Raw genomic sequence first — 12,336 nt, 5'->3', positions numbered from 1 at the left:
TTTTTCGACCTTATTATTTTCATCGAAAGCGAGCTGTCGACTCGCAAATCCATCTTGATGTTTATTTTGTCTTTTATTTTTGGTTCCAAGTAGGAGGCACTTAAAAATGAAAATTCGTCCTTTAAATGACAAGCTAATTGTTGAAAGACAAGAGGTGGAAAATAAATCTGAAGGGGGAATCGTTTTAACTTCTCAGTCGGTGAAAAAATCAAACCGCGGGAAAGTCATTGCTGTTGGTTTAGGTAAACGTCTTGAAAATGGCGAACGCGCTGCGATGGAAGTCAAAGTGGGCGACCAAATCATTTTCAATGACGGTTACGGCGTGAAAACCGAGAAAATTGACGGCGCAGAATACTTAATTCTGTCCGAATCTGATGTGTTAGCAATCGTTGAGTAATTATTTTTGTAGTAGTTTTTTGAGGAGATAACCATGGCTGCAAAAGACGTATTATTTGCTAATGACGCACGTCAAAAAATGCTGAAAGGTGTGAACTTACTGGCGGACGCAGTAAAAGTGACACTAGGCCCGAAAGGCCGCAACGTTGTGCTTGATAAATCTTACGGCGCGCCAACCATCACCAAAGATGGCGTGTCTGTAGCGAAAGAAATCGAACTGAAAGATAAGTTCGAAAACATGGGCGCACAAATGGTGAAACAAGTGGCGTCCAAAGCGAATGATGAAGCGGGGGACGGTACAACGACCGCTACCGTACTGGCGCAATCTTTCATCAATGAAGGTCTTAAAGCGGTAGCCTCTGGCATGAACCCAATGGACCTAAAACGTGGTATCGACAAAGCCACTGAAGCGGCGGTTGAGAAACTACGTGAAATGTCTAAGCCATGCAGCGACAAAGAATCCATCACCCAAGTGGGTAGCATTTCTGCAAACAGCGATCGCGCGATCGGTGAAATCATTGCAGAAGCGATGGAGAAAGTGGGTCGCAATGGCGTGATTACGGTTGAAGAAGGCCAAGGTCTAAACAACGAATTGTCTGTGGTTGAAGGTATGCAATTTGACCGCGGTTACTTGTCGCCATACTTCATCACTAACCAAGAAAATGGCAGCGTAGAGCTAGACAACCCTTACATCCTATTGGTGGACAAAAAAGTCAGCAGCATCCGCGAGCTATTGCCTGTACTAGAAGAAGTGGCGAAATCTTCTCGCTCGCTATTGATCATTGCTGAAGACATCGAAGGTGAAGCGCTAGCGACATTGGTTGTGAACAACATGCGCGGCATCGTGCGTGCGACCGCGGTGAAAGCGCCTGGCTTTGGTGACAACCGTAAAGCGATGATGGAAGACATTGCGGTACTAACTGCTGGTACGGTCATCTCTGAAGAAATCGGCCTAGAGCTCGAAAAAGCAACGTTAGAGCAACTAGGTAGTGCGAAGAAAGTGACCATCACCAAAGACACAACAACCATTGTGGGTGGCGCAGCAGAAGCAAGCGCGATTGCTGATCGTGTGGCTTCGATTGAAAAACAAATCGAAACAACCACCTCTCAATACGATAAAGACAAGCTTCAACAACGTGTTGCGAAGCTTTCTGGCGGCGTAGCGGTGATCAAGATCGGCGCTGCAACCGAAGTTGAGATGAAAGAGAAGAAAGATCGCGTGGACGATGCACTACACGCTACTCGCGCAGCGGTTGAAGAAGGTATTGTTGCTGGTGGTGGTGTTGCCCTAACTAAGATCGCGAAAGAATTGGCGGATCTAAAAGGCGACAATGATGACCAAAACGTGGGTATCCGAGTTGCGTTACGTGCAATGGAAGAGCCTCTTCGTCAAATCGCAACTAACGCAGGTGACGAAGCTTCTGTTGTGGCGAACGCTGTCAAAGCTGGTGATTCCGATTACGGTTACAACGCTGCAACAGGTGAATACGGCAACATGATCGAAATGGGCATCTTGGACCCTGCGAAAGTAACACGTTCAGCGCTTCAATTCGCAGCGTCTGTTGCTGGCTTGATGATCACCACTGAAGCGATGATCACCAACCACGTTGAAGACAAAGAACTTGATATCTAACGTCATCAACCGTTAGTGATTAAGTAAGCGTTAAAATAACAATAACATTGCAAAACCTAAGCGGGCTCGCTTGAGCCCGCTAATCAGTCATTTGAGGTAAGTGTTATGACCCGTTTACCTGAGTTTTCTTTCTCAATATCTGAGCCGGGCGGTAATGAAGCTTCGTCAACGTGGCCGACTGCTATTCACTTCCCCCTCGTTCCAGCTGGGCCAGAGTTTTCGATCGAAAATGCTCTGCCTAAACGTCCGACGGTGACGATATTCACTATCGATCTGTCTCAGTTATTTAAAGGGGACGCTCGGGTCATCCATTAACTGTATCGAAACAGCCAGCGCACGTTGGCTGTTTTTTCTAATTTAAGGTATTGATAATGCAGATTTTTATTTGATTACTGCCACTTGTTCAATGATCAATTTGAACTGGGGTAATCGGACCGCAAGCGTACTACACTTTTAAGCCCAGCATCGCGCCGAAAATGATTAATCCCGCCCCACATGCTTGATTGAGTCGATGCTTAATCTTCAACAAGAAAGCTTGTAGTTGGGGTGACGTGAATAAAACAGCAACGATAGAAAACCAAATACCATGCAGCGCAATCATATAAATCCCGTAAAACAAGGCGATGTGTTGCTGACTAGAGTCGGGAGAAATCACTTGGCTAAAAATACTCAGAAAAAACAGCATCGTCTTGGGATTGAGTAAATTACACAGAAATCCCTGAATGAAAAATCGCCACATTGAATACTCGCTCTGTTGAATGGTTTCTGAGTTTGACGCAGGCTGCGAGGAGAATATTCCTTTAATCCCAAGGTAGACAAGATAAGCGGCCCCAAGATAGCGCACGAGATTAAACAACCATTCATTTTGTGAAATTAAGTAACTGATCCCTAGCATGGAGTAAGCGATGTGGATGCTGATCGCCATGCTGATACCAATCGCACTGTATACGCCTGCTTTTCGTCCTTGATTTAAGCTATTTCTTAATACCAAAACAAAGTCTGCGCCAGGGCTAATGACAATAAGCACACCTAATAACGCAAGAGTTACAAATTCCATATCGATTTCCTGTTTGAATGATGAAGTCTGGGATGTAGCGGAATTGTAGGCGTCTTTATTACTGACTATAATCGAAAAACATTCCCATATTGGTGAGAAAAACTCACAGATGCGTCACCTGAAATCTTTTTATGTCTTCCACGTTGCGGCGAGTTCTTCAAGCTACACTGAAGCGGCTGACAAACTGAACATTACCCACGGAGCCGTGAGTAAGCAGATCAAGCAACTTGAGCAATATCTGTCTCAACCTTTGTTCTTCAAAGAGGGCAGGAAAGTCGTGTTGACGGCAGAAGGCGAATTACTCAAGACATACACAGAAACGGCATTCCAAACGCTAGAAACAGGCGTGAATACGCTTATTCAAGAGAAGCATCAGCATCTTGAAGTGTCTTGTGAACCGACATTAACCATGCGCTGGTTGATGCCAAGGTTGGCCGCGTTTAATGATGAACACCGTGCTGATGTTCGTTTGTCGACGGCTGGTGGCCCGGTAACATTAGGATCAACTGGGCTTTCGATGGCGATTCGTCGAGACGATTTTGCGCAGCATCACGATTACGACAAAACCATTCTTGTGGAAGAGTGGGTGGGGCCGGTATTTTCTCCTGAGTATTGGCAATCCATTAAAGACAATTTGAAAGCAGCTCGATTGTTGAATAGCCAAACCAGACCGAATGCTTGGGCGGATTGGCAGCAATCAACACGTTGTGAAACTTTCAACGGCAACACTCAGCAATCATTCACGCATTTTTATTTTTGCATACAAGCAGCGGTGGATGGCTTAGGCGTCGCAATGGGATCGTATCCTTTTGTCATGGACGATATTAAGCGTGGTAATTTGGTCGCACCATTTGGGTTTTCTCCATCAAGTTGCAATTACGTTTTATTGAGTCAAGATAAAAAGCGTACAGAACTCGAACATAAATTTATCACGTGGTTACAAACGCAAATGGCAGAGTGTGTGCCACTGTCATCACAGCAGATTACGCAAGGCGAATAGAAGGCATAGAGCGAGATTACGTCAGTCAGTTTTATGGAAAAAGGCTTAGGAAATTGGAAATGGAAAACCTCAATATTGTTGAAATCAAATCATTTGTTCCGGCGAAAGATTACGCGCTATCAAAACGCTTTTATGAGGCGATTGGCTTTGAAATGGCATCGGACTTCGGTGATGTAGCATACTTCTCTCAAGGTAGCTGCGCGTTTCTTTTACAGAATTTTTATGAGCCAGAACACGGCAATAACTTCATGATGCACTTGCTCGTAGAAGACGCAGAAAGCTGGCATCAGCACTTATCCAAAGTGGGTCATGAAGAATTTGGTTCGCGTTTGACTGAGCTGGTCGAGCAACCTTGGGGCATGCGCGAATGTTGTTTGTTTGACCCTAGCGGCGTTTTATGGCGAATTGGTCAGAACATGAATACTGACTAACGCCAGTCTTATTTTCACCACATCTACGCGCAGGTATTGAGATCTCGATATCTGCGCGTTTTCTTTTTTACTTAGCCTTGCCAACGTTTGTAGCGCACTCACGCCTTTTTCGAGGTGGTGTGCGATGGGCTAACGCCAAAAAACTCCTCAAGCAGCATGGCTTTGAGTTCTGCTCTGACTTCTGCGCCACCGATTAACGCCAAAAGTGCGAGTCCTCCTGGAATAAGGATGACCATTAATATCGGTCTTAAAATATACGAAAAGCAGAAGATGGTCGGGAAGAAAATCAATCCTTGGCCTAGTTTGTTTAATACGTACATGAGCGATTCCTTTTGTTTTTATATAAAATGAGCATGCTCAATTTTATAAATGAGCGCGCTCAATTTGTCAATCTCAACCACGCAAGGTATGATCCTTTCAGGCTCATTAAGCAGACACATCAATGACGAAGCGACAACAAACCAGAGATAAAATTCTAAAAGCCGCATGGGCATCTTTTGCTCAAAATGGCTATGACATGACGACCACAAGGCAGATAGCGAGAGAAGCAGGAGTAGCCGATGGCACAGTGTTCAGCCATTTCCCGACTAAACTGTCGATTTTGCGCGAAGGGATGCTGGCGCAACTGCAACAGATCAGCCAAGAAACGCTAGTCAGTGTGGAAGGTAAAACCGATATCGACATTGGTTTGGCGCTGACGGAGAAATACTATCGCTACTATTTTGCGAACGTTGAGCTGAGCCGAGCTTTGTTGAAAGAGGTGATTTGGGATTTGGATTATTATCAGTCGTTTAACCAAGCTTTGTTTCAATCTGTAAACGGAAGCTCCGTCCTTGAGGGAAAAATACCGCTGATTTTTGACTGCTATTTTATGACGTTAATCTCGCACTTGAGCCGTGCAGAACCGGATGTTGAAGCGGCACTTGAAGAGCTTCATGCTAAGTTTCAGCAAATCATTGCGACTGCATAACATGGCCCCAACGCAGGATCTGAAAGAATATACTGCCTGTCATTTTATTTGCTGGGCTCCCATTTTCTCGTTTCAGTTGGCGTCTCACCAAATAGCCGCTTGTAGCTTTGACTGAACTGCCCGAGATGGAAAAAACCAAAGTCAAAAGCGATTTCTGCAATTGTTCGATTATCTTCAGGGCTTTGTAGCACTCTACGTACTTGATTCAGGCGCATTCGATGTATGAACTGCTTTGGGGAAGTATTACAGCAATGTTCAAAGGTGTACTGTAGTGTGCGACGACTGACGTGTACTGCGTCACACAGTTCACTGACGGTTATCGGTGTACGGTAGTCTAGATCCTGTAGCTGTTGTTTTATACGGTGCATCACGTGTTGACGATGAGAGATTGATATCGGATGGCTCGTGTGCAGTGAACTGAGTGAGAACAACTCCAGCACAATATCTTTTAAGATTGCTTGATGTGTGGTTTCAGACCATCTTGGCTCGGCGGAACCAAGTAACGTGCCTAAGTAGTATTTAAGTTGTTGAATGTGTTTTTCCGTCAAACCCGTTAAGTGTAATGTGTTGTTTTGGATACTCCCAAGCTCAAGTTGATTTTCTATGATGTGAACGAAGTTTTTGTCGAGCACTATTCCATAGATAGAAAACTGCTCCGGTGTCATTAACTCAAAATCAGCGCCACCTTGCCTAAGCAAAAGTTGGCTTGAATTAAACTGACTGTGATTTAGGTGTAGCGGCTTATTTTCCGCACTCAAACCCAACCAAATACCTCCCTCTTCAACCCTGCATTGCTGTCTTAGCGAGCGGTTACTGTCTTCACGAAATACATGGAAATTGGGAAATCGTCGTTCTCGAATTTGACCTAAAAATCGACCATCGCTGAGTTGGTCATATTCCTGTTGCCAGTTTATCAGACTCGCAGCTTGTTGGTTTGCATCCTTAGTGTGATGGATGCACAGCATTGGTGCAGTTTGGGGCATTTGGTTACTCATCCTTGTGATGCTCATTCCTTTTTTGTGAGTCATGTTGGAGCAGTATTTATATAACTCATTGTTTATTATTGGTTTATAAATGTTGCCAGTTTTTGATAACGCTACGGAACACATTTGGCAATACTTTCTTAAAGCTTATTGATAGTTCAGCAAAAAGCGAACCGAATAGTGAAGAGGAAGAGCAATGACGACAACTTATCGTCGGCAACAAGGAAGTAAAGTCTATACCTTTAAGTCATTAGCTGACTTGATGGCGAAAGCGACACCGGAGCGCTCAGGCGATGCGTTAGCCGGGGTTTGTGCTCAGTCAGCGGCAGAACGTGTAGTCGCACAAATGGCGCTGTCTGAGTTACCACTTAAAACGTTTCTTAACGAGGCGGTTATTCCATACGAAAGCGACGATATCACTCGCCTAATTATCGATACGCATGACCTTGAAGCCTTTAAGCCGATTGAGCACTTGACGGTCGGAGATTTTCGAAATTGGCTGCTGAGTGAAGAAGCCGATGGTGAAACGTTGGCTAAAATTCGTCAAGGTTTAACACCAGAAATGGTGGCCGCAGTCAGTAAGATTATGCGCAACCAGGATTTGATTCTCGTTGCTAAAAAATGCCAAGTTGTCACGGCTTTTCGGAATACGATTGGTTTGCCGAGTCGCCTGTCTACTCGCTTACAGCCGAATCATCCCACTGATTCTCTCAACGGTATCGCAGCGACCATTTTTGATGGTCTGATGTACGGAAATGGCGATGCGGTTATCGGTATCAATCCGGCAACAGATAATGTACCTCAAGCTATTAAGTTAATGAACTTAATGGATGAGGTGATTCAACACTATCAAATACCGACTCAGTCTTGTGTGTTAACTCATGTCACGAACACGATCGAAGCCATTGAAATGGGTGCACCAGTCGATCTCGTTTTTCAGTCGATAGGCGGCACGCAAGGGACGAATGATACCTTCGGAATCGACTTGTCGATTTTGAAAGAGGCCCATGAAGCCGCGTTGTCTTTGAATCGAGGTAGTGTAGGAAACAATGTGATGTATTTTGAAACCGGACAAGGTACAGCGCTGTCTGCGAATGCATTTCATGGGGTCGATCAACAGACTTGTGAAGCCCGCGCTTATGCTGTCGCGAAACAGTTCGATCCTTTGTTGGTTAATACTGTCGTTGGGTTTATTGGCCCTGAGTATCTGTTTGATGGCAAACAGATCATTCGTGCTGGGCTTGAAGATCATTTCTGTGGGAAGTTGCTTGGTTTACCTATGGGTTGCGATATCTGTTACACCAATCATGCCTATGCCGATCAGAATGACATTGATAACTTGCTGACACTATTAGGTGTGGCCGAGTGCTCTTTCATCATGGGTATTCCAGGGTCTGATGACATCATGCTCAACTATCAAACTACCTCATTTCACGATGCCCTTTACGCAAGAAAAGTACTCGGTTTGAAGCCAGCACCAGAGTTTGAACAATGGTTAATGGAGATGCAGATTTTCGAGAGCGTGCAAGACGTTCGGTTAAGTGAGCAAATCTCTCGCTCGTTTTCGGGAGCAATTAACCAACTGAATAAGGGGTATTCTCATGGGTAAAGTAATCACCATTGCTCAGTCCCCACAAGATGAGTCTGAAGTTGTCACACACAACCCGTGGGGCAAGTTACGCGACTTCACCTCTGCTCGGATCGCTCTGGGTCGTAGCGGGAACAGTGTACCAACCAACGAGTTACTCTCATTTCAGCTGGATCACGCCCAAGCTATGGATGCAGTGCATTGCAGTTTGAATATTGAGTCTCTCGTTGCTGGTTTGTCGGACTCTTACTCGATTCTTGAAAATACCTTAGAGCCTCCAGTGGTAGTGAGCAGCCAAGTGAGTGATCGGCTTATGTACCTGCAAAGGCCCGATTTAGGAAGGCAACTCGATGAATCTTCTTGGCAAACGCTCAACTCGATAGCAAATGAGCATAACACTGACATTGATCTTGCGATTGTTATTGCTGATGGACTTTCTTCCGTCGCAATTCAAAACCATGCCGTGCCTGTTGTTACTCGATTGATTTCTCTTTTAAGCGCTGATGATGAACATCAATGGAAATTCGCACCTATCACAATCGTAAAGCAAGGAAGAGTAGCGGTAGGGGATGATGTTGGTGAATGTTTTAACGCCAAGGCCGTGCTGGTTTTAATTGGAGAGAGGCCCGGCCTAACTTCTCCGGATAGCATGGGTATGTATCTCACTTGGGGGGCTAAACGAGGCTCTAAAGATTCCCAAAGAAACTGCATTTCCAATGTGCGCCCTCAGGGGCTCAACTATGACGATGCCTGTGAACGCGCATTTTACTTGCTCAAGGAAGCTCGAAAATTACAACTGTCAGGAGTGAATCTGAAAGATCGCTCAGATATCAATGAGCCAAGTGGCGCAAGCATTGAAGATAAACACAGCGACAACTTTTTAATTTCATCAAAGTAGAAGGATTTACTATGTCTAAACATCAGGAGTACTTGGCCAAAAGGCAGCTAAAAAGAGGCACCGCAGGTTGGATTTTACTTGCTGGCTTAGGTGTCTCGTATGTTATATCTGGTGACTTTGCCGGTTGGAACTTTGGCATCGCTCAAGCAGGATGGGGAGGCTTTCTTATTGCTGCTATCGCGATGGCAATAATGTATTTCACGCTAGTATTGTCTTTAGCTGAAATGTCTGCGGCGATTCCTGCTGCGGGTGGTGGTTACAGCTTCGCAAGACAGGCGATGGGGCCGACAGGCGGCTTTTTCACTGGCTTATCAGTTTTGATTGAATATGCGCTCGCGCCTGCTGCGATAGTGATTTTTATTGGCTCAGCAGTGAATGAATTGGTTGGTATCGATGGCCCTGTTGTTTACGCACTTTTCTACGCCGTCTTTATCGCTATTCATATGGCAGGGGTAGGCGAAGCTCTCAAAGTAATGATGGTCATCAGCGGTTTGGCTGTGCTAGCTATTCTCATTACTGCTGCTGTGCTTATTGATCACTTTGACGTTAATAACTTATTCGATATTGCTCCGGCGACGGCTCAGGCAACAGAAATCTTGCCGTTTGGGTGGTATGGCGTATGGGCTGCGTTGCCATTTGCAATGTGGTTGTTTCTTGCGGTTGAAGGTGTGCCTTTAGCGGCAGAGGAGGCAAAAAATCCGGCAAAAGATGTTCCCAAAGGCATCATTGGTGCGATGCTGTTTTTATTGCTAACCGCAACTCTCGTAGTCGTCCTTTTGGCTGGTGCGGTTGGCTCAAAGGTCATAGGCGATAGCGCGGTGCCATTAGTTGACGCCCTAAAGCTTACGGGCAATTCAACGGTAGCAATGGCCGTGAACTTACTTGGATTGGCTGGCCTTATCGCTTCTTTCTTTTCAATCATTTATGGTTACAGTCGCTTGGTGTTTGCGCTTTCCCGCGCGGGTTATTTACCGCAAACTTTGTCATTAACCAGTGACAAAAAAGTGCCTTCTCGTGCGCTTTTGGTTCCGGGCGTTTTTGGGTTCTTGGTTTCACTTACGGGTGAGGGGGACTTAATCTTGGCGATGGCTGTTGTCGGTGCGACTGTATCGTACGCCTTAATGTCTTTGAGCCATATTTTATTGCGAATTAAACAGCCGGAATTAACTCGTCCATATAAAACGCCTGGTGGGATAATTACGTCGAGTATTTCTCTGGTGCTTTCTTTGATCGCAATGACAGGTGTTTATGCTTTTGATCCCTCAGCCTTTTTCATGACAATGGGATTGTTTCTTATCGGTGGTGTTTATTATGGGTTATACAGCCGCAACAAACTGGTGGCAGCAACCGCCGAGGAAGAGTTTGCCATGCTGTCTGTAGCAGAGCTAGAGCTTGAATCAGATGTCGTACGATAGTCACTTTGATTCTTGTTATTCAGCATATTAAGGGAGCCATAGGCTCCCTTTGTCATTTCTATCAAAAGTGCATAGCGCACAAATGCATCACTTTAACTTTATAAGCGGTTAATCATGTGAAAGTCTAGTCTGGATAACGATGGCGCAGATCCATCACAGGTAAAGGTTAAGTTTTCAAGGAAAGAGCATGATAAACAAGGTATTTAATACACTTTTGGGAACAGAGTTACCGATTATTCAAGCGCCAATGGCCGGTGTGCAAGACAGCCAAATGACCATAGCCGTCAGTAATGTTGGCGGGCTTGGCTCGTTACCTTGTGGAATGCTGAACAAAGACGCCATCGTAAAAGAACTTCAACTTATCAAGCAGGCAACTAACCGACCGTTTAACCTCAATTTCTTTTGCCATGAAATGCCGGAGTATGACGCCAACAAGCACGAAAAGTGGCAAAAAACGCTGCAACCGTATTTTTCCGAGGTTGATGCAACCGTTCAGGCTCAGCCAAACGCTCCGACAAGGATGCCTTTCAATCATGATATTGCTGACGCGATTGAACCATTTGCACCGCCAGTGATCAGTTTCCACTTTGGTTTGCCAGACGATGATCTGTTAGCTCGAATTAGAGGGTGGGGAGGGAAGATCCTTTCGTCAGCGACCACGGTGGACGAAGCACTTTGGCTAGAAGCAAAAGGCGTTGACGGTATTATCGCCCAAGGCTTGGAGGCTGGTGGACACCGAGGTATGTTTTTATCGGATGATTTAACTACTCAATTAAGTTTGATTGCGTTATTACCACAAATCGCCAAACGGGTGAATTTGCCTGTTATTGCTGCAGGCGGAATCGCTGATAGAAGAGGGGTGGAAGCCGCGTTGAGATTAGGAGCGAGTGCCGTTCAAGTTGGCAGCGCCTATTTGTTGTGTGATGAGGCGAAAACATCGTCTTTACATCGATATGCCATTGCCAGTGAACGCGCGCAACATACCGCTGTGACCAATGTTTTCTCGGGCCGACCAGCGAGAGGCATTGTGAATCGCGCAATGTCGGAGCTAGGCTACATCAGTGAGTTTGCGCCGAAATTCCCATACGCCTCCATTGAAATGGCTCAACTAAGAGCGCTTATGGAAAAGCAAAACCGAGATGAATTCACACCGTTGTGGTGCGGACAAAACTCGTCGGGTTGTAAGGAAATATCGGCGGCAGAAATGACATTGTCATTAATGGAAGGCATCGATTTTAACTGATATGCATCTTGCCTTTTAAAGCGATGCTGACTGAATGGTTACGAGTTATCCCTGTATTTATGTAGTAAATCTAATGGGATGTGGCAGTAATCATTCGGAAAGTTTGTGAGTCTGTCTTGGTGCTCATCATCACTTGGTACATAATTTGTGAGTGGCAGTACTTCTACGGCGATCTTGTCGGCGTCCGGTCGTGCTGCGATAAACGCTTTCGCGATGGTGAGATGCTGTTCGTTTTGGCTATAAACACCAGTACGGTACTTCTCACCTACGTCTTCACCTTGCTTGTTAACGCTGTAAGGGTCGATTATCTCAAACAAATACCCCATTAAAGTTTCAACCGAAACTTGCTCAGCATCGAACTGGGTTTTCACGCACTCTGCGTAGCCATCGTATTCGGATTGAGTGTTATCCGTTGTGCCATTTGCTCGCCCGGCTTCTGTGTTGATTACGCCCGGAAGGTGGCGCATAAATTCTTGCACGCCCCAAAGGCAGCCGCCAGCGAAGTAAATTTCTTCCATCACTTTTATCCTAGTCTTTACCGTTGTTGGGATGTAGGGAGCTAACCCCTCTTCTTCTATCCCATTTCCGTTGCCCTATTATCTGTTGATGGGAGCGAGATTCGCAAGGTACAGCTTGGCTAATCAGACCACGCGTTTTTTCCTTTTTACTTTCAATTTCTTTTCATATGAAACATCAGGTGAGTATACTGTAAGCCCATCAAT

Annotated in this window: 14 protein-coding genes; 10 read left to right on the top strand and 4 right to left on the bottom strand. The window is 45.4% G+C overall.

Features of this window, described 5'->3' with window-relative positions; translation table 11 throughout:
• The first annotated feature begins 106 nt into the window (after positions 1-106).
• The 3 genes from R7Q46_RS12050 (at position 107) to R7Q46_RS12040 (ending at position 2,344) form a co-directional block, all read left to right on the top strand.
• Complete coding sequence (locus tag R7Q46_RS12050) at positions 107-397, top strand: co-chaperone GroES (RefSeq protein ID WP_005373989.1); 291 nt, start codon at positions 107-109, stop codon at positions 395-397.
• Positions 398-430: 33 nt separating this feature from the next.
• Positions 431-2,029, top strand: a complete 1,599-nt coding sequence (gene groL, locus R7Q46_RS12045; protein ID WP_053304624.1) for a chaperonin GroEL — start codon at positions 431-433, stop codon at positions 2,027-2,029.
• Between the two features lie 105 nt (positions 2,030-2,134).
• A complete protein-coding gene (locus R7Q46_RS12040) occupies positions 2,135-2,344 on the top strand; it encodes a hypothetical protein (protein ID WP_115386481.1) in 210 nt (69 codons plus the stop codon).
• 130 nt (positions 2,345-2,474) lie between these two features.
• Here R7Q46_RS12040 and R7Q46_RS12035 read toward each other — a convergent pair whose 3' ends face one another.
• Positions 2,475-3,086 (bottom strand): LysE family translocator, encoded by a 612-nt coding sequence (locus R7Q46_RS12035; protein ID WP_213871472.1) that lies wholly within the window; start codon positions 3,084-3,086, stop codon positions 2,475-2,477.
• Between the two features lie 109 nt (positions 3,087-3,195).
• Here R7Q46_RS12035 and R7Q46_RS12030 point away from each other — a divergent pair, with 109 nt between their 5' ends.
• Positions 3,196-4,086 carry a LysR family transcriptional regulator gene (locus R7Q46_RS12030; protein WP_213871471.1) on the top strand — a complete coding sequence of 297 codons (891 nt, stop codon included), beginning with the start codon at positions 3,196-3,198 and terminating at the stop codon, positions 4,084-4,086.
• Between the two features lie 59 nt (positions 4,087-4,145).
• Positions 4,146-4,517, top strand: a complete 372-nt coding sequence (locus R7Q46_RS12025; RefSeq protein WP_005373979.1) for a VOC family protein — start codon at positions 4,146-4,148, stop codon at positions 4,515-4,517.
• A gap of 98 nt (positions 4,518-4,615) precedes the next feature.
• Here the strand turns inward: R7Q46_RS12025 and R7Q46_RS12020 are convergent, their stop codons facing one another.
• Complete coding sequence (locus R7Q46_RS12020; RefSeq protein WP_017635120.1) at positions 4,616-4,837, bottom strand: hypothetical protein; 222 nt, start codon at positions 4,835-4,837, stop codon at positions 4,616-4,618.
• Between the two features lie 122 nt (positions 4,838-4,959).
• On the opposite strand from R7Q46_RS12020, the gene R7Q46_RS12015 reads away from it, so the two are divergent.
• Positions 4,960-5,487: a TetR/AcrR family transcriptional regulator gene (locus R7Q46_RS12015; protein WP_005373975.1), complete on the top strand. Its 528-nt coding sequence runs from the start codon at positions 4,960-4,962 to the stop codon at positions 5,485-5,487.
• A gap of 44 nt (positions 5,488-5,531) precedes the next feature.
• Here R7Q46_RS12015 and R7Q46_RS12010 read toward each other — a convergent pair whose 3' ends face one another.
• Positions 5,532-6,482 carry a helix-turn-helix domain-containing protein gene (locus tag R7Q46_RS12010; RefSeq protein ID WP_005373973.1) on the bottom strand — a complete coding sequence of 317 codons (951 nt, stop codon included), beginning with the start codon at positions 6,480-6,482 and terminating at the stop codon, positions 5,532-5,534.
• A gap of 184 nt (positions 6,483-6,666) precedes the next feature.
• Here R7Q46_RS12010 and R7Q46_RS12005 point away from each other — a divergent pair, with 184 nt between their 5' ends.
• From R7Q46_RS12005 to R7Q46_RS11990, 4 genes are all read left to right on the top strand, one after another.
• Positions 6,667-8,079: an ethanolamine ammonia-lyase subunit EutB gene (locus R7Q46_RS12005; protein WP_318077525.1), complete on the top strand. Its 1,413-nt coding sequence runs from the start codon at positions 6,667-6,669 to the stop codon at positions 8,077-8,079.
• Entirely contained in the window at positions 8,072-8,956 is an 885-nt protein-coding gene (gene eutC, locus R7Q46_RS12000; RefSeq protein ID WP_213871470.1) for an ethanolamine ammonia-lyase subunit EutC, read from the top strand. The genes R7Q46_RS12005 and eutC overlap by 8 nt, the downstream gene beginning before the upstream one ends.
• A gap of 11 nt (positions 8,957-8,967) precedes the next feature.
• Positions 8,968-10,371 carry an ethanolamine permease gene (gene eat, locus R7Q46_RS11995; RefSeq protein WP_005388719.1) on the top strand — a complete coding sequence of 468 codons (1,404 nt, stop codon included), beginning with the start codon at positions 8,968-8,970 and terminating at the stop codon, positions 10,369-10,371.
• Between the two features lie 187 nt (positions 10,372-10,558).
• Positions 10,559-11,614, top strand: a complete 1,056-nt coding sequence (locus tag R7Q46_RS11990) for an NAD(P)H-dependent flavin oxidoreductase (RefSeq protein WP_213871469.1) — start codon at positions 10,559-10,561, stop codon at positions 11,612-11,614.
• A gap of 38 nt (positions 11,615-11,652) precedes the next feature.
• On the opposite strand, the gene R7Q46_RS11985 is transcribed toward R7Q46_RS11990, so the two are convergent.
• A complete protein-coding gene (locus R7Q46_RS11985; protein ID WP_005388723.1) occupies positions 11,653-12,132 on the bottom strand; it encodes a peptide-methionine (S)-S-oxide reductase in 480 nt (159 codons plus the stop codon).
• Positions 12,133-12,336: the final 204 nt, after the last annotated feature.

Source organism: Vibrio sp. 811 (genome assembly GCF_033339195.1).
This window is presented reverse-complemented; position numbering and strand designations above follow the sequence as displayed.

Bases quoted from the DNA above. Each gene is read 5' to 3' on its own strand.
- R7Q46_RS12050 (WP_005373989.1), top strand. From the start codon at position 107: ATGAAAATTCGTCCTTTAAATGACAAGCTAATTGTTGAAAGACAAGAG.
- groL (WP_053304624.1), top strand. From the start codon at position 431: ATGGCTGCAAAAGACGTATTATTTGCTAATGACGCACGTCAAAAAATG.
- R7Q46_RS12040 (WP_115386481.1), top strand. From the start codon at position 2,135: ATGACCCGTTTACCTGAGTTTTCTTTCTCAATATCTGAGCCGGGCGGT.
- R7Q46_RS12035 (WP_213871472.1), bottom strand. From the start codon at position 3,086: ATGGAATTTGTAACTCTTGCGTTATTAGGTGTGCTTATTGTCATTAGC.
- R7Q46_RS12030 (WP_213871471.1), top strand. From the start codon at position 3,196: ATGCGTCACCTGAAATCTTTTTATGTCTTCCACGTTGCGGCGAGTTCT.
- R7Q46_RS12025 (WP_005373979.1), top strand. From the start codon at position 4,146: ATGGAAAACCTCAATATTGTTGAAATCAAATCATTTGTTCCGGCGAAA.
- R7Q46_RS12020 (WP_017635120.1), bottom strand. From the start codon at position 4,837: ATGTACGTATTAAACAAACTAGGCCAAGGATTGATTTTCTTCCCGACC.
- R7Q46_RS12015 (WP_005373975.1), top strand. From the start codon at position 4,960: ATGACGAAGCGACAACAAACCAGAGATAAAATTCTAAAAGCCGCATGG.
- R7Q46_RS12010 (WP_005373973.1), bottom strand. From the start codon at position 6,482: ATGAGTAACCAAATGCCCCAAACTGCACCAATGCTGTGCATCCATCAC.
- R7Q46_RS12005 (WP_318077525.1), top strand. From the start codon at position 6,667: ATGACGACAACTTATCGTCGGCAACAAGGAAGTAAAGTCTATACCTTT.
- eutC (WP_213871470.1), top strand. From the start codon at position 8,072: ATGGGTAAAGTAATCACCATTGCTCAGTCCCCACAAGATGAGTCTGAA.
- eat (WP_005388719.1), top strand. From the start codon at position 8,968: ATGTCTAAACATCAGGAGTACTTGGCCAAAAGGCAGCTAAAAAGAGGC.
- R7Q46_RS11990 (WP_213871469.1), top strand. From the start codon at position 10,559: ATGATAAACAAGGTATTTAATACACTTTTGGGAACAGAGTTACCGATT.
- R7Q46_RS11985 (WP_005388723.1), bottom strand. From the start codon at position 12,132: ATGGAAGAAATTTACTTCGCTGGCGGCTGCCTTTGGGGCGTGCAAGAA.